Source organism: Mycolicibacterium arenosum (assembly GCF_024320865.1).
In the GTDB taxonomy this organism is placed as follows: domain Bacteria; phylum Actinomycetota; class Actinomycetes; order Mycobacteriales; family Mycobacteriaceae; genus Mycobacterium; species Mycobacterium arenosum.
Genome location: NZ_JANDBD010000002.1, coordinates 157568 through 178662, shown reverse-complemented (window position 1 = coordinate 178662; position 21095 = coordinate 157568). Strand labels below are relative to the sequence as shown.

General features: G+C 69.3%; 18 protein-coding genes and 2 pseudogenes. 8 read left to right on the top strand and 12 right to left on the bottom strand.

Going from position 1 to position 21095, the window contains the following annotated elements:
• The first annotated feature begins 175 nt into the window (after window positions 1-175).
• Window positions 176-1316, top strand: a pseudogene (locus NM203_RS04585) (DUF6777 domain-containing protein).
• A gap of 265 nt (window positions 1317-1581) precedes the next feature.
• Here NM203_RS04585 and NM203_RS04580 read toward each other — a convergent pair.
• Together NM203_RS04580 and NM203_RS04575 are read right to left on the bottom strand one after the other, a co-directional pair.
• Window positions 1582-2751: an alpha/beta hydrolase family protein gene (locus NM203_RS04580; RefSeq protein WP_456299311.1), complete on the bottom strand. Its 1170-nt coding sequence runs from the start codon at window positions 2749-2751 to the stop codon at window positions 1582-1584.
• Window positions 2752-2801: 50 nt separating this feature from the next.
• The gene (locus NM203_RS04575; protein WP_255058504.1) at window positions 2802-3617 is read right to left on the bottom strand and encodes an aminodeoxychorismate lyase; all 816 of its coding nucleotides are present in this window, start codon (window positions 3615-3617) and stop codon (window positions 2802-2804) included.
• Between the two features lie 43 nt (window positions 3618-3660).
• On the opposite strand from NM203_RS04575, the gene ygfZ reads away from it, so the two are divergent.
• Together ygfZ and NM203_RS04565 are read left to right on the top strand one after the other, a co-directional pair.
• On the top strand, window positions 3661-4740 hold the full coding sequence (gene ygfZ, locus NM203_RS04570) for a CAF17-like 4Fe-4S cluster assembly/insertion protein YgfZ (protein WP_255058503.1): 1080 nt from the start codon (window positions 3661-3663) through the stop codon (window positions 4738-4740).
• A 139-nt stretch (window positions 4741-4879) separates the two neighbouring features.
• Complete coding sequence (locus tag NM203_RS04565; protein ID WP_255058502.1) at window positions 4880-5059, top strand: DUF3073 domain-containing protein; 180 nt, start codon at window positions 4880-4882, stop codon at window positions 5057-5059.
• A 29-nt stretch (window positions 5060-5088) separates the two neighbouring features.
• Here NM203_RS04565 and purM read toward each other — a convergent pair whose 3' ends face one another.
• Window positions 5089-6168 carry a phosphoribosylformylglycinamidine cyclo-ligase gene (gene purM, locus NM203_RS04560; RefSeq protein WP_255058501.1) on the bottom strand — a complete coding sequence of 360 codons (1080 nt, stop codon included), beginning with the start codon at window positions 6166-6168 and terminating at the stop codon, window positions 5089-5091.
• A 109-nt stretch (window positions 6169-6277) separates the two neighbouring features.
• Here purM and NM203_RS04555 point away from each other — a divergent pair, with 109 nt between their 5' ends.
• Window positions 6278-6709: a cupin domain-containing protein gene (locus tag NM203_RS04555; protein WP_255058499.1), complete on the top strand. Its 432-nt coding sequence runs from the start codon at window positions 6278-6280 to the stop codon at window positions 6707-6709.
• Between the two features lie 102 nt (window positions 6710-6811).
• Complete coding sequence (locus NM203_RS04550; protein ID WP_308212805.1) at window positions 6812-7762, top strand: NAD(P)H-binding protein; 951 nt, start codon at window positions 6812-6814, stop codon at window positions 7760-7762.
• A 29-nt stretch (window positions 7763-7791) separates the two neighbouring features.
• Here the strand turns inward: NM203_RS04550 and purF are convergent, their stop codons facing one another.
• Complete coding sequence (gene purF, locus NM203_RS04545) at window positions 7792-9336, bottom strand: amidophosphoribosyltransferase (RefSeq protein ID WP_255058497.1); 1545 nt, start codon at window positions 9334-9336, stop codon at window positions 7792-7794.
• Window positions 9337-9475: 139 nt separating this feature from the next.
• Window positions 9476-9868: a sterol carrier family protein gene (locus tag NM203_RS04540; RefSeq protein WP_255058496.1), complete on the bottom strand. Its 393-nt coding sequence runs from the start codon at window positions 9866-9868 to the stop codon at window positions 9476-9478.
• A gap of 18 nt (window positions 9869-9886) precedes the next feature.
• On the opposite strand from NM203_RS04540, the gene NM203_RS04535 reads away from it, so the two are divergent.
• A complete protein-coding gene (locus tag NM203_RS04535; protein ID WP_255058495.1) occupies window positions 9887-11095 on the top strand; it encodes an MCE family protein in 1209 nt (402 codons plus the stop codon).
• 106 nt (window positions 11096-11201) lie between these two features.
• Entirely contained in the window at window positions 11202-11624 is a 423-nt protein-coding gene (locus NM203_RS04530; protein WP_255058494.1) for a PPOX class F420-dependent oxidoreductase, read from the top strand.
• Here the strand turns inward: NM203_RS04530 and NM203_RS04525 are convergent.
• From NM203_RS04525 to NM203_RS04500, 6 genes are all read right to left on the bottom strand, one after another.
• Complete coding sequence (locus NM203_RS04525; protein ID WP_255058493.1) at window positions 11594-12238, bottom strand: Rv0804 family intramembrane glutamic endopeptidase; 645 nt, start codon at window positions 12236-12238, stop codon at window positions 11594-11596. The two genes, NM203_RS04530 and NM203_RS04525, sit on opposite strands and share 31 nt — an antisense overlap.
• Complete coding sequence (locus NM203_RS04520) at window positions 12238-13962, bottom strand: alpha/beta hydrolase (RefSeq protein WP_255058491.1); 1725 nt, start codon at window positions 13960-13962, stop codon at window positions 12238-12240. The genes NM203_RS04525 and NM203_RS04520 overlap by 1 nt, the downstream gene beginning before the upstream one ends.
• A complete protein-coding gene (purL, locus tag NM203_RS04515; protein WP_255058489.1) occupies window positions 13959-16244 on the bottom strand; it encodes a phosphoribosylformylglycinamidine synthase subunit PurL in 2286 nt (761 codons plus the stop codon). Before purL ends, NM203_RS04520 begins: the two co-directional genes overlap by 4 nt.
• A complete protein-coding gene (locus NM203_RS04510) occupies window positions 16241-17461 on the bottom strand; it encodes a cation:proton antiporter (RefSeq protein WP_255058488.1) in 1221 nt (406 codons plus the stop codon). The genes purL and NM203_RS04510 overlap by 4 nt, the downstream gene beginning before the upstream one ends.
• Window positions 17462-17509: 48 nt before the next feature.
• The gene (locus NM203_RS04505) at window positions 17510-18523 is read right to left on the bottom strand and encodes a S1C family serine protease (protein WP_255058487.1); all 1014 of its coding nucleotides are present in this window, start codon (window positions 18521-18523) and stop codon (window positions 17510-17512) included.
• 62 nt (window positions 18524-18585) lie between these two features.
• On the bottom strand, window positions 18586-18933 hold the full coding sequence (locus tag NM203_RS04500) for a VOC family protein (protein ID WP_255058486.1): 348 nt from the start codon (window positions 18931-18933) through the stop codon (window positions 18586-18588).
• A 222-nt stretch (window positions 18934-19155) separates the two neighbouring features.
• Here NM203_RS04500 and NM203_RS04495 point away from each other — a divergent pair.
• Window positions 19156-19814, top strand: a pseudogene (locus NM203_RS04495) (DUF222 domain-containing protein); the annotation flags it as partial.
• A 9-nt stretch (window positions 19815-19823) separates the two neighbouring features.
• Here the strand turns inward: NM203_RS04495 and NM203_RS04490 are convergent.
• Window positions 19824-21080 (bottom strand): M18 family aminopeptidase, encoded by a 1257-nt coding sequence (locus tag NM203_RS04490; RefSeq protein ID WP_255058484.1) that lies wholly within the window; start codon window positions 21078-21080, stop codon window positions 19824-19826.
• Window positions 21081-21095 lie beyond the last annotated feature (15 nt).

The following is a 21095-nucleotide window of genomic DNA, read 5'->3' as shown; positions in this document are numbered from 1 at the left end:
GACCACGGTGGACGATCGGTGGCCACCGCCGTATGGCGACGGTGACGAGACCCGGCGGATCGACCGGTTCGGTCAACAACACCAGCAGGCGCCCAGCGGGTCGTCCTGGCGGAATCCTCGGTTCTGGGGGCTCTTCACGGGCATCGTCGCGATTACGATCGTCGCCGTCGTCGCCATGTTCTTCATCGGCATCGGGGAGCCCGCGGACGAGGCACAGCAGCAATCCGGCGGTGAGGTCTTCCTCGAACCGGTAGCGAGCACGGGGCGGGACCCGTTCACGCCGCCGGTGTCCAAACCGCAGCCGCCGGTGACCGACCCCGGCACCGATCCGCTCGGTCCGGCGTCGCCCGCTCCCGGCAACAAGACGTTCGCCCCGGCACCGACCACCCCGGCGGACACGCCCGCAGCGACGCCGACCACCTCGGTGCGCACGGCCAACGGCGACCTACCCGGTCTCTATGGCGGGACCCGCGACATGACGACGTGCGATCCCGAACTGCTGATCAGGTTCCTGGCCGAGAATCCGGACAAGGGTCGCGCGTGGGCGGGTGTCCACGGGATCACTCCCGAACAGATCCCGGACTACGTGCGGGCGCTGACGCCGGTGCTGCTGCGGACGGACACCCGGGTTACCAACCACGGGTTCAAGGACGGCCGCGCCACCGTGCTGCAGTCGGTGCTCCAGGAGGGAACCGCAGTGATGGTCGATGCGGAAGGCGTCCCGCGGGCGATGCGAATGCGGCAACCCGCTGAGAGAGCCGGTCGCGATCACCGGGCGGGCGCCGGCGTACGTGGGAGAGAGGTGGGCGCAGTTCGCCGCCGACAAGCTCGTCGTGATCACGGCGGCCCCCGCCCCGGTCGAACGGTTCGTGTTGTGGCAGCTGACGGGGCCGACGCCGGGGTTCTACGGCCGCAACCCCGGATGGCCGATGGTGGACGTCGCGGTCGCGCAGCCTGGTACGTCGCCGACGACGCCGCCGCCGCCTGTGGTGGCCACCACTCGAACGCCCGTCGCCCCGGCGCCTACCTATGCGCCACAACCCACGCGCAACTCCACGCCGGTGCCCACGCACGATCCGCGGCCCACGGACAGCTCCACGCCGATGCCCACCCACGATCCGCGGCCCACGGAGAGCTACACACCGGAACCGACGCCGACCTACACACCGGAACCCACGCCGACGTACACACCGGAACCGGAGCCGACCTACGCACCGCGGCTCACGCCGACCTACACACCGGAACCGGCGCCGACTTACGTGCCACCGGTTACGACCCCCTACGTGCCGGAACCGACGTTCGAACAACCGCGCTGAGCCACCCCGAACATGGAGCGGCCCCCGAGCCGTTGATCCTGGTCGGACAAACCAAGGGGCTCGGGGGCCGGGTGGCTGCGGGGAATTCGCCAGCGCGCGCGGGATTCGCACGTACAGCAAAACCCCGGTGCTGCTAGCGGGCAGCCACCTCACATGTCCATAAGTCACTCAATTTCTCGGACCACCTCCTTCCCTGTGTAAAAACGAAGGTACGCCCGAAGGCCCACTCCGACAACCGTTTTTCGCGGTGGGGAAACAATCCTGGTCAGGACATCAAACGCTGGAGGAACGGCGTCGAGTCCGGCATCGAGGCGAGCACCGCGCTGCTGTGGTCGTCGTCGGGATAGACGTGGAGCTCGACGGGCTGCCCCGCGGCCACCAGTGCATCGTTCAAGCGGAACGACGATGACGGCGGCACATCGCGGTCCTGCAGTCCGACACCGAGGAAGATCGGCCTGTCGTATCCGGACGTCGGGATGCCCATGTAGTCCGCGAGAGCCTGTTCGACACCGGACAGTGAGGCGAGGGGGGCCGCGAAGAAGTCGTTCGGGCGCCATTGCGCGAGGGCGTCTGCGAGATCGCGGGTGCACGCCGTCTCGGCGAGGACGGCCGCGTTGCGCCCGACCGGGGTGAGGACGCTGTCCACGTTCAGATCCGACCTGACGTCGGAGAACGCCGCCAGAATGTACGCCGCATACGCGTTGGCGATAGGGCCGAGCTCGGGCGGTACGACCAGGTCGGGTCCGGCCGTCGCCACGATCTCCTCGATGAACGCGGGCGTTCCCGTAGCGATCGCTCCGCGATAGTCGAGTCCGCTGCCCGCGCTGAATTCAGTGGCGTAGCGCGCTGTTCCGAGTGCGCCCGCGCCGCCCTGGGACTGCCCGATCACCGCCCACTTCGGTGACAGCGGCAGGCCGGTGGCGTGCCCGGCGACCACCGAGTCGACAATCGAGTGGGCCGTCGACACCGTGTCGAGGTAGCTCATGAGCCCCGGCGTCCCGAGTCCCACGTAGTCACTCGCGACCACGGCGTAACCCTGTTCCAGCCAGTGGTCGAGGTACTCGACGTCGCGATCGCTGCGCGGCAGCGCCGACGGCGTGCAGTCGTCGCCGAGACCGACGGTCCCGTGCGCCCAGGCCACCACCGGCCAGCCACCGTCGGGTGGTGCACCGACGGGCAGGAACAGCGCCGCGGTGCTGACCGCGGGCCGATCGTGGGCGTTCGTCGTCGCGTAGAGGATCCGGTACGCGGCGCTGGCTGCCGGCAGGCTGACGGCGGGATCGAGCGGGACCGACTCGATCAGCGCTCCTCCACCGCTGATCGGTCCGGCGTACGCCGTCGCATCCAATTCCGACCAATTCGGCACGGCCGCAACGGAAATGGGCGCAAGAACCAACGCAACCGCGGACAGGACGACGGTAAGGAGAACGCTCAACGGGCGACGCACGTCCCCACCCTAAGGGGTCGGACCAGCCCCGATGTCAACTAGCCCGCGACGGCGACGTCCACCAGACCCGGCACGTCCAGACGCGCCATCCCGGTATCCAACGGGTTGCCGTCGAGCGTGTGCACGCGAACGGCGAGCGTGATCGCCGACAGCAGCCAAACCGCCTGAGCGGCAAGTAGTTCGCCGACTCCGAACACCTGGTGCCTGCACTCGACGCCGCGCTGTCGAGCAACGTCGAACAACGCGGTGACGGTGGTTCCGGCCAGGATCGGCAGGTCGGTCGACGCAGTCACCAGGGCGCCGTCCGACTCGATCACGACCGCCGACCGCGGCCCCTCGAGCACGACGCCCTGCGCGTCGACGAACACCGCGTCGTCGGCTCCCGACCGGACCGCCTGTCGAAGCGCCGCGGCGTTGGCGGCGTACGACGACGACTTCGCGCGCACCGGCGACCACGGTCCGTCGACGAGTCGCCGCGGCAGAGTGATCGCGGCGACTCCGTCGCGGCGGGCGACGAGCACCCGCTCCGGCAGCGGCGACGCGACCACGAACGCCGTGCCGCGTCCGTGCACCATCCGAAGCACGCCCTCGTCATCGCCCCACGTGTCGACGGCCAGATCGACGGCCCGGCGCCAGGCCGACGTCTCCGGTGCCGGCAATCCGACGAGGGCCGCCGACTCCCCCAGGCGGCGCAGGTGCGCGTCGAGAAGGCACGGCGCACCCGCGCGCAGCAGCAGCGTCTCGAACACGCCGTCACCCCGGCTGAAGAGCGGGTCGTCGGTGCGCACCAGCGCGGCGTCGGCGCCGTGCACCCGGCCGTCGAGCGTCACGACGAGCTCGGGTCGTGGAGCCATGGGGCCGAATCGTATCCGCCGGTCCGCTCCGTAGAGTTGGACCATGACTCCAGCTCCGGTACCAGCGCCAGCGACCGGCCCCGACGCGGGAGCCGTGTGGCACTACGGCGATCCCCTCGGCGAGCAGCGCACCGCAGCCGACGGCGTCGTGGTCGTCGACCGCTCGCACCGCGCCGTCCTGACCCTCACCGGGGCCGACCGCCGCAGCTGGCTGCACACCATCTCCAGCCAGCACGTCAGCGAGCTGCCCGACGGCGCGGTCACCGAGAATCTGAACCTCGACGGTCAGGGCCGCGTCGAGGATCACTGGTTCCAGACGCAGCTCGACGGCGTCACCGTGCTCGATACCGAGGCGTCGCGCGTCGAGCCGCTGCGGGCCTACCTGACCAAGATGGTGTTCCGAGCCGATGTCAAAGTCGAGGTCTCGGACCTCAAGGTGCTGACTCTGCTCGGACCCGCCGCGGCCGAGGTCGTGCCCGCGGTGCTCGGAATCACACCACCGGCACCGTGGAGTGCCACCCCACTCAGCGGCGGCGGTTTCGTGCGCACGCTCGGCGCGGGTGAGGTCGACGTCGTTACGCCCGCGGCGAACGCCGAGGACATCCGTCAGCGCCTCGTCGCCGCCGGCGCTCGCCCCGCCGGCGTGTGGGCCTACGAGGCGCACCGGGTGGTCGCCCTGCAGCCGCGCCTCGGTCTCGATACCGACGACCGCACCATCCCCCACGAGGTCGGCTGGATCGGCGGCCCTGGCGAGGGAGCGGTGCATCTGAACAAGGGGTGCTATCGCGGCCAGGAGACCGTGGCCCGCGTCCACAACGTGGGCAAACCGCCCCGCATGCTGGCACTCCTGCATCTCGACGGATCCGCCGACCGACCAGCGACCGGCGACCCGGTGCTGTCCGACGGCAAGCCCGTGGGTCGTCTCGGCACCGTGGTCGACCACGTCGATTTCGGCCCCATCGCGCTGGCACTGCTCAAGCGCGGACTCCCCGCGGACACCCCGTTGCTCACGGGTGGCGAGAGCGCGGTCGCGGCCGTCATCGACGCCGACACGCTGCCGCCCGCCGACGTCGTGGGTGCGGGGCGGATCGCGATTCAGCAGCTGCGCAACGTCCGCCGCTGAGCGCCGGGGCCGCGCTCACTGGTGGGCCTGCCAGCGCGACTCCACGACGCACGGTAAGGTGTTGTCAGGACGATAAACACACTCAGATCGGAGCCGCTCGGTAATCGGGCCGCTCCGTTATTGCGCGAGGGGGTCCCCCATGGGCCGCGGCCGGGCAAAGGCGAAGCAGACTAAGGTCGCTCGTGAGCTCAAGTACAGCTCACCGCAGACCGACTTCACTCAGTTGCAGCGCGAGCTGGCACACCCGAGTGATCCGTACGGGAGTCGGGTAGCCGACGAGCCCGAGGATCCCCTCGACGAGGACGATTGGCGCCGCTGAGTTCGATGGCCGCCCGTCCGGCGGTCCGCTCAGAATCTCGGGTGCTGTCCCACTAGCTGCGTCCTCGGCTCACCCTTCTTGCTCTTGGCCACCGTGCCGAGCGTCCAGCAGTCGAGGTGCCGGGCCGTGAGTATGGCCAGTGCGCGGTCGGTGTCCTCGGGGGCGACCACGGCGACCATTCCGACACCCATGTTGAACGTCTTCTCCATCTCGGCGCGTTCGATTTTGCCGCGTTGTGCGATCATGCCGAAAACCGGTGCGGGCGTCCATGTTCCGCGATCCATCTCGGCGCACAACCCATTCGGGACGACGCGCTCGAGGTTGCCCGCGAGGCCGCCGCCGGTGACGTGGCAGAAGGTGCGCACCTGCGTCTCGGCGGCCAGCGCCAGGCAGTCCTTCGCGTAAATGCGGGTGGGCTCCAACAGCTCCTCACCCAGCGTGCGGCCGAACTCCTCGACGTGGCCCGCGAGATTACCGCGGTCGATCTCGAGCAGTACCTTGCGCGCCAGCGAGTAGCCGTTGGAGTGCAAGCCGGTCGACGCCATGGCGATGATCACGTCGCCGGGCTTGACCCGCTCGGGGCCCAGCACGTCGTCCGCCTCGACCACGCCGACGCCGGTCGCGGAGATGTCGTAGTGATCGGGCCCCATCAGGCCGGGGTGTTCCGCGGTTTCGCCGCCCAAGAGGGCGCAGCCCGCCTGCACGCAGCCGTCGGCGATGCCCGAGACGATCTGTGCGACGCGTTCGGGCACCGTGCGGCCCACGGCGATGTAGTCCTGCAGAAACAGCGGCTCGGCGCCGCACACCACCAGGTCGTCGACCACCATGGCGACGAGATCGAGTCCGACGGTGTCGTGCTTGTCCATCGCCTGGGCGATCGCCAGCTTCGTGCCGACCCCGTCGGTTGAGGAGGCCAGCAGCGGTTCGCGGTATCCGCCGCGCAGGGCGAACAGCCCCGCGAAGCCGCCGAGGCCACCCCTGACCTCCGGTCGGGTCGCCTTCTTGGCGAGTGGCTTGAAAAGTTCGACTGCCCGGTCGCCGGCTTCGATGTCCACCCCTGCCGATGCGTAGGACGTGCCCTCACGCTCGGCTCTCTTGCCCTCGCTCATCGCGCCCAAGGGTACCGGTCGGCACCTACACGGTGCACGCGCCATCGGTCGGCGCGAGTTCGGGCAGACCACCGCGCGGCAACCGCGCGGTGTGCGACGCTCTGCGATTGTGACCCGACTACGCCTCGCGGCGCCGCTCGTCGCCGCGGCACTGCTCGCAGCCCTCACCCCCACTGCCCACGCCACGCCGGGTGTCGGAGTGTCCGCCAAGGTGTTGGCGCAGTCGACGGTCGACGGCGTCGACTACGTGACCAGGGAGATCACCATCCAGCCCGGCGGCAGCACCGGCTGGCACTGGCATCCCGGTCAGGTCTACGGCGTGATCCGCGAGGGCACGCTGACCCACTACGACGCCACCGATTGTGCGGTCGACGGCGTGTACAACGTGGGCGATCCGATCACCGAGCGCAGCGGTCCCGGATACGTCCACGTCGGCCGCAATCTCGGCCCGGTGCCGCTGGTGATGTGGGTCGGCTACATCGAACCCGCCGGCGAACCGCTGGCCAACGACGTACCCAACCCCGGCTGCCCGTTTGAGTAGGGCCGCCAGCGGTCATCATCCGAACACTCGCCCGCTCCGAATACGGAGCGAGAGATACAGACGGAGGACCGGTTGACGCAACCACCCGAACGTCGTTGCCTGGTGACAGGCGCGACCGGATACATCGGCGGGCACCTCGTACCCGAACTGCTGGACCGCGGGCACACGGTCCGTGCGTTGGCGCGCAACCCCGAGAAATTGGCCGACGCTCCGTGGCGTGACCGCGTCGAGGTGGCCAAGGGCGATCTGAACGACCCCGACTCCCTGGTGTCCGCGTTCCAGGACGTCGACGTCGTCTACTACCTGGTGCACTCGATGGGCACGTCGGCCGACTTCGTGAAGGCGGAGGCCGAATCGGCGCACAACGTCGCCGAGGCAGCCAAGCGGGCGGGTGTGCAGCGCTTCGTGTACCTGTCGGGCCTGCACCCGGACGGGGAGCTGTCACCGCATCTACGGTCGCGCACGGCCGTCGGCGACGTCCTCATCGAATCGGGTATCGAGACGATCGTGCTGCAGGCGGGCATCGTCATCGGTTCGGGCTCCGCGTCGTTCGAGATGGTGCGACACCTCACCGACCGGTTGCCCGTGATGACTACTCCCAAGTGGGTGCACAACAAGATTCAGCCGATCGCGATCGACGACGTACTGCACTACCTCGTCGAGGCGGCGACCGCCGCCGTGCCGGAGTCGCGCACCTGGGACGTGGGTGGACCGGACGTCATGGAGTACGGCGACGCGATGCAGGGCTACGCCGACGTCGCAGGCCTGAGCAAGCGGGTCATCATCGTGCTGCCGCTGCTGACGCCGTCGATCGCGAGCTGGTGGGTGGGTCTGGTGACGCCGATTCCGGCCGGATTGGCACGGCCTCTGGTCGAATCGCTGCACTGCGACGCGATCTGCCTCGAGCACGACATAGAAACGGTGATTCCGGCGCGGCCCGGCGGGTTGACGCCCTATCGGGAAGCCGTGGTCAAAGCGCTGCAGAGCGACGGGACCGCGCCCAAGGGCGACCGTAGGCATCTGGCGCGGCTGAGTTCTCCTGAGCCGCAGTAGGTTTCAGCATCCGGACAGCGGCGCGTCGGTCAGGGCCGCCGCAGCGCCGACACGTTGTCGTTGTCGGTCTGCACCGTTGCGTTGGTGCGCGCCGCGTTCGCGAGCATGTGCTCGATGACGTTCTTGCCCAGTGCCGACTCACTCGGCAGCTCGATCGGGTAGTTGCCGTCGAAGCACGCCGAGCACAGCCGGGACGCGGGCTGTTCGGTCGCGGCGATCATGCCCTGCCTGCTGATGTAGCCGAGGGTGTCCGCGCCGATGGCCCGCCGCACGCCGTCGATCATCTCGTCGTATTCCGCGGCGTTGCTCGAGGCGTTGGCGATGAGTTCGGCGGGCGTGGCGAAGTCGATGCCGTAGAAGCAGGGCCACTTCACCGGCGGCGACGCGATCCGCACGTGCACCTCGACGGCACCGGCCTCCCGCAGCATTCTGATCAGAGCGCGCTGGGTGTTGCCGCGCACGATCGAGTCGTCGACCACGATCAGCCGCTTGCCGCGGATGACCTCTTTGAGCGGGTTGAGCTTGAGCCGGATACCGAGCTGACGGATGGTCTGCGACGGCTGGATGAAGGTGCGGCCCACGTAGGCGTTCTTCATCAGGCCCTGGCCGAACGGGATGCCCGAGCCCTGCGCGTAGCCGACCGCTGCGGGTGTCCCCGACTCCGGAACGCCGATGACGAGATCGGCCTCGACCGGCATCTCGGCCGCGAGCCTGCGGCCGATGTCGACGCGCGTGGCGTGGACGGAGCGGCCACCGATGACGCTGTCCGGGCGCGCCAGGTAGACGTACTCGAAGACGCAGCCCTTGGGCGTCGGGTTGGCGAAGCGGGTGGACCGGACGCCGTCGGCGTCGATGGCCAGCAGCTCACCGGGTTCGATGTCGCGGACGAACGAGGCGCCGACGATGTCGAGCGCGGCGGTCTCCGACGCGACCACCCAGCCGCGGTCGAGACGGCCGAGCGACAGCGGCCGCACCCCGTGCGGGTCGCGCGCTGCATACAGCGTGTTCTCGTCCATGAAGGTCAGGCAGAAGGCGCCGCGGACGGTCGGCAGCAGGTCGAGGGCGGCCTGTTCGAGGGTGGCGTCGGCGGCACCGTGCGCCAGCAGCGCACCGAGGATGTCGGAGTCGGTGGTGGCCGCGGTCGCGCCGCTCTTGCCCATCAGGCCGGCGTCGCGTGCTCGGGCGGCGAGTTCCGTGGTGTTGACCAGATTGCCGTTGTGGCCGAGGGCGACTCCGGTGCCCGCGGCGGTGTTGCGGAAAACCGGCTGTGCGTTCTCCCACGTGGTCGAGCCGGTCGTGGAGTAGCGGCAGTGCCCGACGGCGACGTGGCCGGGCATGGCGGCCAGGGTCTGCTCGTCGAACACCTGGCTGACGAGGCCCAGATCCTTGAACACCAGCACCTGAGAACCGTCGGCGACGGCGATACCCGCCGCCTCCTGCCCACGGTGTTGCAGGGCATAGAGACCGTAGTAAGTGAGCTTCGCCACTTCTTCGCCGGGAGCCCAGACGCCGAAGACGCCACACTCCTCTTTCGGGTCCTCGTCCTGATATTCGGGCGACGGCTCGACGGTCACGATGGCTGCTCCCTGGGGGCTGTGGGTGACGTTGCTCAGTCTACGGGTAGATGCCGCCGTTGTCGGAATCGAACGGCGGTGTCGACGGAATCTGCAACACCGGGACGACGCCATCCATTTCACGATCGAACAGTGGTGTTCACCTCGCCAGGCTGACGATCGGCAACCAGTCGGCCAGCTCGCCGGCACGGGACCCGGACAGCTGCAGCGTGCCGTCGGCGACGGCCTCCGGCAGGGTGCGTAGGCCAGTTGCCAGCAGGAGCCACGTTCTGGCGTCGGTCTCGACGACGTTGGGCGGATTGCCCCTGGTGTGACTGAGTCCCGAAATGCACTGCACCGCAACGAAGGGCGGCACCCGAAGTTCCACCGTCGCGCCGGGCGCCTGTGCGGCGAGGGTGCGGGCGGTGAGCCGGACGGCCTCGGCCAGGGCGGCCCGGTCGGGCGCGGGCGCTGCGTCGTCGGCGAGCCAGTCGGCGATCGCCACCACCGCTTCTCGGGTTCTCGTCGGATCCGCACTGCGGCGAGGCGCCATACCCTAGTCTCGCAAACCGTGCAGATAGACCGCTTCGCGCCGCCGTATCGGACAGCGGGCGCGGTCTTCCTGGTGATCGTCGCGGCACTGGCGGCGCTCATCTACGCGCAGTTCCGCGGCGCGTTCGCCGATCGCACCGAACTGACGGTCGTGTCGTCGCGTGCGGGCCTGGTGGTGGACCCCGGTTCGAAGGTCACGCTCAACGGCGTCGAGATCGGCCGGGTCACGGGCATCGGCACGACACCCGACGGCGACGGCCAGGACGCGCTGCTGACGCTCGAAGTGGACCCGGAGTTTCTGCACCTGATCCCGTCGAACGTGGTGGCCGACGTGACCGCGAGCACGGTGTTCGGCAACAAGTACGTCGCCTTCAGCTCACCGGAACACCCGTCACCGCAATCGGTTTCGACCGGCACCCGCATCGACGCCCGCACGGTCACGACGGAGTTCAACACGCTGTTCGAGACGGTGACCTCCATCGCCGAGCAGGTGGACCCGATCAAGCTGAACCAGACGCTGACGGCGACGGCGGAGGCGCTGACCGGGCTCGGTGATCGGTTCGGCACGTCACTCGAGGACGCCAACGTCATCCTCGGCGATCTGAATCCACGAATGCCCCGATTGCGCAACGACATCGCCGGAGTCGCGCGGCTCGCCGACGTCTACGCCGACGCCGCCCCGGATCTGTTCGACGGTCTCGGCGCCGCGGTCACCACAGCGCGCACGTTCAACGACTACCGTCGCGACGTCGACCGGGCGTTGATGGCCGCCGTCGGATTCGCGGACACCGCCGAGGACATTATCGAGCGGGCCGCGCCGTACCTGGTGCGCGGGGCGGCGGACCTGGTGCCGACGACGCAACTGCTCGACGAGTACCGCGGGATGATTCTTTGCACGATCCGCAATTACGCCGAGGTCGGGCCGCTGATCGCCGACTCGCTGGGCGGCAACGGGTACTCCCTCGACCAGTACGGCACGCTGCTGGGCTTCGGCGCGGGAAATCCGTACGTCTACCCGGACAACCTGCCGCGCGTGAACGCCAAGGGCGGACCGGAGGGCAGGCCGGGGTGCTGGCAGAAGGTCACCAGGGATCTGTACCCGTTCCCCTACCTGGTGACGGACACCGGCTTCAGCCTCGCGCCCTACAACCACGTCGAGATCGGCATGCCCTTCGCGATCGACTACGTGTGGGGCCGACAGATCGGCGAGTACACCATCAACCCCTGACCCGCGAACGTTGATTACCGCCACGCGTTTCTGGGATTCGCGTAGCTCAAGCCAACACTCGCGGCACAGTTGACCTCAACAACGGTTGAGCTCCTAGCGTCGTGACATGACCTTCAGACCACACGAGATCGAGTACCTTCGCGCGTCAACGCTCGGCAGGCTGGCGACGACGCAGCCGGACGGAACTCTGCAGAACAGTCCGGTGGGGTTCACCTACAACGACGAACTCGGCACCATCGACATATCCGGTTATCAGATGTCGCGCAGCCGCAAGTACCACAACATCGCGGCGAATCCGACGGTGGCGTTCGTCGTGGACGACATCGCGTCCCGCGACCCGTGGCGCGTGCGCTGCCTGGAGATCCGCGGCACCGCCGAGCAGGCGACCGCGCCCACCGCCGAAGGCGCCGCGGGTGACGCGCTGGACTCCGCGATAATCCGCATCACTCCGCGGCGCATCATCGGTTTCGGCATCGACGACACCGACACCGAGCCGCATCAATTGCGGGCCGACGCACGCAACGCCTGACGACGCTGCACCAGCAGCGCGGCGACGGCACCGGCCTCGTTGACCGCGAGGTGTGCGAGCAGCGGCGCCAGCATACTGCCCGACCGTTCGTACAACCACGCGAAAACCCAACCGGCGAAGCCGGTTACGGCCACAGTCGCGACGACGGGCTCACCGGCCCCGCGGGCATCCGCGATGTGCGACAGCCCGAACGCGCCCGCCTGCAGCAGGCCGCCCCATCGCGGACCGAACGCATCGGCGGCTACGGTGCCGAGCACCGCGCGAAACGCCGCCTCCTCGGACCACACCGTGCCGACGGGGATGTGCACCAGCAGCCACCCGACGGCGGATTCGGGCATCGTGCGCTCGGCCATGCCCGCCCGCACCCGAGGGACCGGCGTCACCGCGGCGACGCCCGCCGCCACCAGTCCCGCGGCGACTCCGCCCCACCGCAGCCCGCGCCACACCTGCGGCGGCCGTAGACCGAGTGGAGCCGCGGTGAGAGCGACGAGCCCGGAGCCGAGCGTCGCGTGCACCGGCACCAACCAGCGCGCCGGCAGCCGGGGCGCGATCGCACCGCTCCAGAGCACCAGTCCGGCGGCGAGAAGCACCGCTCGACTTCGACTGCCGGGCACTAGGTCTCGGGCCCGTCGGCACCGGAGGCGTCCTTCAGCGCGGCGCGCACCCGTTCGGTGTCCGAGGGGGTCCAGCCCTCGGGCGGCGCCACCGCGACCCACCCGTCGAGCACCGAGTTGCCGTAGTTGTGACCGTGCCCGCCGGGCACCGACGAGGCGTTCATGATGTCGGCGCCGACCTGCCAGAACGTGATGATCGGATACCACCGCATCGCCGTGGAACGATCGGGACCCGCCGGCTCGATGAGCCAATCCGGTTGCGAGAACAGCAGATCGGGCGACCACCAGACGATCGGATCCGACGAGTGCTGCAGGAACAGCACTCGGGTGCCGTCCCACCTCGGTTCGGCGACCCGCACGATGTCGTCGGTGTCACCCGCCACGCTGAACCGGACGGTGCGGCCGTTGTCGTAGCGTGGTTGGACCTCGGGGGTGCCGGGATCGCGGCGCTGCACCAGCCCGCTCCACAGCGGGCTCTCGTGCGGCGGGCCGACCCACAGCACGGCGGAGAAGTCCATCCGGGCGATATCGGGCAGCCAAGGGAACGCCCCCTGGCCGGCCATCGATCCGAGGCTCTCGCCGTACAGCAACAGCTTCGGGCGGGCGTTCTCGGGCAGTTGCACCCACCGGCCGTGAACGGTGTCGACCAGCAGACGGCCCGAGTTCATCGACTTCTCGCGATCGCCGAGGAACGAGATCCAGCTCGGCAGATACGAGTACTGCACCGCGACCAGCGCGGTGTCCCCGTTGTACATCGTCTCGATAGCCCGTGCGGCAACGGGATTCACCCATCCGGTGCCGGTGGTGGGCACGATCACCAGCACCTCGCGGCTGAAGGCGTCGGTGCGGTCGAGCTCTCGAAGGATGACGTCCATGCGGCCTGCGTCGTCATCGGCGGTCTGCAGGCCCGCGTACACGCGGATCGGTTCCTTGGCGGGCTTGCCGTTGACACGGGTCAGTTCGTCGGCGTGCGGACCGGTCGCCACGAAGTTGCGGCCCTGATAGCCCAGGGTGTCCCACGGCGCCGACGAATTCGCACTTCCCGAGCGCTCCGGCTGCACCGGCTGACTGACCCCCGGCCGGGTGTCGAAGTCCTGCGGCTGGAACACCCGGTTGGCTCCCGCCAGGAAGCCGCGGTACAGCACCCCGTTGATCAGCGTGACAAGTACGATCACGACGATCGCGGTGCCGACCGCCAGCGCGACCTCCTGGTGCACGTGCCAGCGCCTGATGAACGTTCGCGCCAGCAGTTTGATCGCGTCGAGGACGACCCGCGCCACGGCGACACAGGTGCCGCCGACCACCAGCGAGGCGAGCACGGTGCGCAGGTATGCGGGGGTCTCCGGCCCCGGCATACCCATCAGCGCCGACACGTGGCGCTGCCACTTCGCCGCGGGGATCAGCATCAGCAGGCTCCCGGCACCCGACAGCACGACGATGCCGCCTTTCAGCCAGTACAGCGTCCGCTTCTCCGGCGGCCACCACGTGCGACCGCGTAACACGATGTAGTAGAGGACTTTTCCGACGACGACGCCGATCGCGTAGCCGATTGAGGCGTTGATGCCGCCGATGAGACCTTGGTACAGCCAGTCGCGCGGCACCAGCGACGGTGTCAGCGACAGGCAGAAGAACAGCGCCCCGAAGGCGACGCCGACGAAGTCGAGTCTGATCAGCCCCCAGGCCCAGACCAGTAAGGGGTGATTGTGGTTGGCGGGTGCCCTCACCCGAACAATCCGGGCAGCACGCCCTCCGACGTGCTCCGCAACTCGGCCAGGGAGACGGTGAACAGACCCTGTACCTCGATGTCGGTGCTGCCCTCGTCGACCACTCCGATGCGGGTGGCCGGCAGTCCGCGGGCCTCGCACATCGCCCGCAGCCTGCTCTCCTCGGTGCGCGGCACCGCGACCAGTACGCGGCCCGCCGACTCGGAGAACAGCGCGACGAACGGATCAGCACCCTCGGGAAGGACTATGCGGCAACCCGTTTCGCCCGCCAGCGCCGCCTCGATGACGGCTTGGGCCAACCCGCCCTCGGAGAGGTCGTGCGCGGCCGTGATCAACCCGTCGCGTGACGCCGCCACCAGCACCTCGCCGAGCAACTGCTCGCGGGCGAGGTCCACCCGCGGCGGCATCCCGCCGAGGTGGTCAGCGGTGACCTGCGCCCAGATGGAGCCGTCGAACTCGTCGCGGGTGTCGCCGAGCAGGATCAGCGTCTCCCCCGGCTCGGTGCCGAGTCCGGTGGGGATGCGGCGCTTGACGTCGTCGATCACGCCGAGCACCCCGACGACGGGAGTCGGGTGGATCGCGGTGGTGCCGGTCTGATTGTAGAAGCTGACGTTGCCGCCGGTGACCGGAATGCCAAGGGCCGCACAGCCGTCGGCGAGCCCGCGAACGGCCTGGCTGAACTGCCACATCACGCCGGGGTCCTCGGGCGAGCCGAAGTTCAGGCAGTTGGTCACGGCGACCGGCGTCGCACCGGTGACGGCCACGTTGCGGTAAGCCTCGGCCAGCGCCAGTTGCGCGCCGGTATACGGGTCGAGCGCGGTGTAGCGGCCGGACGCGTCGGTGGACACCGCGATACCGCGACCGGTCTGCTCGTCGATGCGCAGCACTCCGCCGTCGGCGTGCTCGGCGAGCACGGTGTTGCCGCGTACGTAGCGGTCGTACTGTTCGGTGATGAACGCTCGACTGCACAGATGCGGACTGCCAAGCAGCGCAAGCAGAGTCGCGCGCAGCTCGTCACCTGTGACGGGCCGGGGCAGCGCCGCCGACGTATCGGCGTTGAGCGAGTCCTGGGTGTCCGGACGCTCGACGGGCCGTTCGTACACGGGGCCCTCGTGGGCGACGGTGCGCGGCGGCACGTCGACGACGGTCTCGCCGTGCCAGGTGATCTGCAGGCGGTCGCCGTCGGTGACCTCGCCGATGACGGTCGCGAGCACCTCCCACTTGCGGCAGACGGCCATGAACTTGTCGACGTTCTCCGGCGAGACGACGGCGCACATGCGCTCCTGCGACTCGCTGGACAGCACCTCGGCGGGGGTCATGAACTTGGCGCGCAGCGGCACCTTGTCCAACTCGATGGCCATGCCACCGTCCCCGGCGGACGCGAGTTCGGAAGTGGCACAGGATAGTCCGGCGCCACCGAGGTCCTGGATGCCGATGACGATGCCCGCGGCGTAGAGCTCGAGGCAGCACTCGATGAGCACCTTCTCCATGAAGGGGTCGCCGACCTGCACGCTCGGCAGCTTTTTGCGGCCGCTGCCCTCTCCCTCATCGCCGCCGAACGTCTCCGAGGCGAGCACCGAGACGCCGCCGATGCCGTCGAGGCCGGTGCGGGCGCCGAACAGGATGATCTTGTTGCCCGCGCCGGACGCGAACGCCAGGTGCAGGTCCTCCTTGCGGAGCACGCCGACGCACAGCGCGTTGACGAGCGGATTACCCGCGTAGCACGCGTCGAACACGGTCTCACCGCCGATGTTGGGCAGACCCAGCGAGTTTCCGTAACCGCCGACACCGCGGACCACGCCGTCGAGCACGCGGCGCGTATCGGGCGCGTCGGCCGCGCCGAAGCGCAGCTGATCCATGACCGCCACCGGGCGGGCGCCCATCGCCATGATGTCGCGCACGATGCCGCCCACGCCGGTGGCCGCACCCTGGTACGGCTCGACGTAGGACGGGTGGTTGTGCGACTCGACCTTGAACGTCACCGCCCAGCCGTCGCCGATGTCGACGACTCCGGCGTTCTCGCCGATGCCCGCGAGCATGCCCTGCCGCATGGCCTCGGTGGTGGTCTCGCCGAAGTAACGCAGATGCACCTTCGAGGACTTGTACGAGCAGTGCTCGCTCCACATCACCGAGTACATCGCCAGCTCGGCGTCGGTGGGCCTGCGGCCGAGGATCTCGCGGATGCGTTCGTACTCGTCGTCCTTGAGCCCGAGCTCACGGAACGGTTGCGGTTGATCGGGCGTAGTGGAGGCGACCTGCACGGAGTCGACCGGAGACGTCACCCGGTCAGTTTATTCGCTCCGCGTCGGGCGAACACATTCGCGGCGGCCGGCGCACCCAGACCGTGCAGGACGACGCTGCCGAGAACGGTTAGGACAGTGGCGAGCAGCACGTCGACCTCGGCTTGGTCGGACAGCACGTTGAAGGCCAGCAGACCGAAGACGATCGACGTCGTGCCGCGCGGTCCCAGCCAGCCGACCAGGGCTCTTTCCCGCCAGCTGAACTGTGATCCGAGTAGCGCGATGAGCACCGGCACCATGCGCACCACCGTGAGCGCCAGCAGACAGAACACCGCGAGCCCGAGGGGGACGCCGCCCGACAACGCGAGCACGGCCGCGGCGCCGAAGACGAACCACATGATCGCCGTCAGCAGAAAGCTGATGTCGTCCAGCAACTCCAAGTCGGCCCTCAGCGCACCCGGCTCCGCGGTCTTCCGCAGCGCCACGTAGGCGATGCCGCACACGAACGCCGAAACGAACCCGTTGCCCTGGATGGCGATGCTGCCCGTGTACGCCAGCAGCGGAACCGCCACCAGGATGACGCGCTTGGATTGGGCGGTCATCAGGTTCCGGTGCTCGGCGGCGTTACTCGCCCACGCGACGACCGCGCCAATGGCCAGCCCCACGATGACCGCCTTCACCGCCTGCGGGAAGGCCGACGCCAGCGCGTCAAGCGGGGTCGAGGCGTGCGAGTGATCGCCCGCCAGCACGAGCGCGAAGATGAACAGCGGCGAGACGATGCCGTCGTTGTAACCGGCCTCGACATTGAGCGCGTCGCGTACACGCTCCGGGATGCGCGGATCGCGTAGCGCCGATGAGGCCGGTGCGAAGTCCACGGGTACCACGACGCAGGCGATGATCAGCACGACGGCCCACGACAGTCCCGGCAGCAGCCACAGCCCGAGGCCGACACCGGCCGCGAGTGCCAGCGGCATCGCCACGAACAACACGCGGATGGCGGATCGCGGATCGCGGCCGAACAACCCGCCGCGCACGTCGGTGGCGTCGACGAACAGCAGGATCGCGAGGATCACCTCGGCCATTCGCTGAGCGACCTCGGTGTTCAACGTGGCGTTCAGCTCGTCGGAGACGACGAATCCGACCGCTACGCCCGCCAGCACGAGCACCAGCGGCGCCCCGACCTGTCGCAGCTCCAGCCTGCGTGCACACAGCGACCAGGCGGCGAGCACGATCGCGAAGGCGATGACACCGATCAGCACGGCGCGATCATTCCAGGGCCGCGCGGCGGCCGGCGCCTCGCCGGTTGGTTAGAAGGTGTCGAGCGTCACCGGTGCGGTGCGTTGCTGGCCGGTGGTGTCGATCCACGTCACGTCGATGCTCTCACCGGGGTAGTGCCGGTCGAGGACGTCCGTGAGTCCGGTCGCGGAATCGACCGGCACTCCGGCGACGGAGACCAGCGTGTCACCGGGCCGCAGCCCCGCTCGGTCGGCGGAACCACCGATGAGCACCTCGCTCAGCACCAGTCCGCTGTCGCCGCTGCCCGCGGTGGGCACACCGACGCCCAGGAGCGAGGGCGGGCCGATGTGCACGGTGTCGCTGCGCGCTCCCGAGCGGATCTGACCGGCGATCCCGAGCGCGCGGTCGATCGGTATCGCGAAGCCCTGGCCGCCCGGTCCCATCCGGAAATTCACCGTGGCCGCGGTGGTCAGCCCGACGACGCCGCCGTCGTCGATGACGGGACCTCCGGAGTCGCCCGCTCGAACCGGAGCAGCGAACTCGATGAGACCCTGCAGTTCCTCCGAATTCCCCGTCAGGGAGTCCTCGGCGGTGACCGACCGCCCGAACCCGGTGACGGTTCCGACTTCACGCGTGAGCGGACGCCCCGATCCGCTCGCGTTGCCGAGGGCCACGACCGGCTCGCCGACGGACAAGCCGTTGACGTCGCCGATCGGCGCGACCGGAAGGTCCGACGCCCCGCGCAGTTGAAGTACGGCGATGTCGGCGCCGCGGTCGTAGCCGAGGAGGTCGGCGTCGAACGAGCGGTTCGCCACCGACACGTTGATCACCTCGGCGCCCTGCACCACGTGGAAGTTGGTCAGAACCGCGCCCCCGGCGTCGAGGACCACGCCCGTTCCGGCGCCGATCGCCCGCTGGCTCGGGATCGTCGTGTCGATGCGAGCGACGGCCGGTTCCACCGACGCGGCAAGCGCGAGGTCGTCTACCGGTTCGGCGGCGGCCGACGGCGCGAGGAACGCCGCGACGACCGCCAGCACCGCGAGCAGCGCGGTGCAAGAGCGCTTGGGATTCCGTTCGTATGCCATGACGGACAATTTGCCCGAAAAACGCGCGGTTGAACCGACTCGGCTGTGACGAAAACGGGACGTCAGCCGCCCGCGACGCAGAACGCGTTGCCCTCTGGGTCTGCGAGCGTCACCCAGTCGAACTCCGGACCGAAGCTGTTGCGGCCCAACTCCGTGGCACCGGCGGCCACCAGCCGAGCGACCTCGGCCTCCTTGTCGGCGGAGTGGAAGTCCAGGTGCACTTTGTTCTTCCCCGGCGTCGGGTCGGGCACCCGCTGGAAACCGAGGGTCGGCCCGTTCTCGCGGGAGACCATCACGAATTCGCCGGGAGCCACCGCGTTCAGTTCACCACCCGCCGCGTCGAGCCACCAGGCGGCGAGCGCGTCGGGATCGCTGCAGTCGAACGTCACCATTTCGATTGAGAGTGCCATGGCCAGACGGTAACCGGGTGGGGTGACATTCGGCGCTGACTCCACCCTTACTGCAGGGCCGGAATGGTCGTACCGGCGTGCCAGTGTGGGGTCATGTCCACGGCGGCAGCGTCTTACGGGCCCGATCTGAGTCGCGGCGAGCGGCTCGACACGTTGTTCGCCGAACTCGCCGAGATCACCGGACAGCGCAACGCGCTGGACGGCCGCATCGTCGACATCGTGGCCGAGATCGACGCCGCCCTGGGCTCGCACCGCGACGCGCTGATCGCCGACTGGACACGGGATCACGCCGACCGCGAAACCGCGCAGACCCCACCCATGCCCACCACCGTCGACGCGTTCCTGAGCCTGGTCGACGCCGGCTGGGACACCGACGTGGCGGCCCGCCCTGCATCTCGGTCCGCTGCTGTCCGACGAGGAGCGCCGCTACCTGCTGTGCGACGCCACCTGCGAAGTCTGGTTCCAACGTCACGGCCGGGTGATCGGGACCGGGCGGGCCACCCGCACCGTGAACCGGCGCCTGCGCCGCGCTCTCGAGCACCGCGACCGCGGCACCTGCGTGGTCCCCGGCTGCGGAGCCACCCGCGGACTGCACGCCCACCACATCGTGCACTGGGAGGACGGCGGCCCCACCGACCTGGACAATCTGGTCCTGGTCTGCCCGTACCACTACCGCCAGCACCACAAAGGTGTCATCACCATCGGCGGTAACGCTCACCGTCACCCACCGTCGCGGCCGAACACTGACGAACGCCTCCCTCGCCAGGCCACCCACGACACCCCCACCCGCGGTCGCCCCCTACAACGGGCCGACCGGCGAACGCGCCCACTGGTGGTGGTACGACCCGTACACACCGAACCCACCACCGACGACCAACTGAGTTGCCAACTCAGCCGGGCGACAGAAACGCCTGCAGCGCAGCCGAATAGGCCTCGACGTCTTCGGCGCCCATCAGCTCCCGCGCCGAGTGCATCGCCAGTTGAGCGGCGCCGACGTCGACCGTCGGGATGCCGGTTCGCGCCGCGGTCATCGGCCCGATCGTCGACCCGCACGGCAGGTCGGCGCGGTGCTCGTAACGCTGCAGCGGGACGCCCGCCTGATCGCAGGCCAACTGGAACGCCGCCGCGGTACGGCCATCGGTCGCGTACCGCAGGTTGGGTTGCACCTTCAGCACCGGGCCCGCGTTGACCTCGATGAGGTGGCCCGGCTCGTGGCGCTCCGGATAGTTCGGGTGCGTCGCGTGCGCCATGTCGCCGGACGCGACCATCGAATCGGGCAGCCGGCGCAGGAAGTCCTCCCTGCTGCCGCGTTCGGCGAGCGTGATGCGCTCCAGCACCGTCGGCAGCAGTTCGGACTGCGCGCCGCGATCCGACGTCGAGCCGACCTCCTCGTGGTCGAACAGCGCGAGCACCGGCACGTAGTCACCGGGGTCCGCGGCGAGAAACGCCTCGAGGCCCGCATAGCAGGTGCCCTGGTTGTCCAGCCGCGGCGCGCTGACCAGTTCGCGCCTGCCACCGACGAGTGTCGACGGCGTCAGGTCGTGCGTCATCAGGTCGGCGGCCAGTACGGCGCCGGGGTCCACGTCGGCCCGCTCCGCGACCCACCCCACGAACGAGCGGGCTCCGTCGCCGACCCCCCACACCGCGTTGACGTGACGCTGCGGGTTGAGCTCGACGGCCTTGCGGTCGTCGGACAGGTGGATCGCCAGCTGCGGCACCCGGAGAATCGGCTCGTCGACCTTCACCAGGACGTCAACGACGGAAGAGCCCTCCCGCACCGACAACCGCCCGCTGATCCCGAGGTCGCGGTCCAGCCAGGAGTTCAGCCACGCCCCGCCGTACGGTTCCAGCGCGACGACCCGCCAGCCGGCGACGGCCCGGTCGGGATGCTGTTTGACCCTCAGATTGGGGCTGTCGGTGTGCCCTCCGACGATCCGGAACGGAGCTCCGCGGTCGGCCGCCTTCCACGCGACCAGCGATCCCGCGCGGACCACGAAGAACGCGCTGTGCGACGACGGCCACGGGTCGGATTCCGACAACTCGATGTAACCCGCGGCGCTCAGCCGCGCGGCCGCGGTGGCACAGACGTGGAACGGCGACGGCGACGCATCGATGAAGTCGCACATGCTCTGGGGGCTAGCTGCCATCTTTCCATCTTGGCC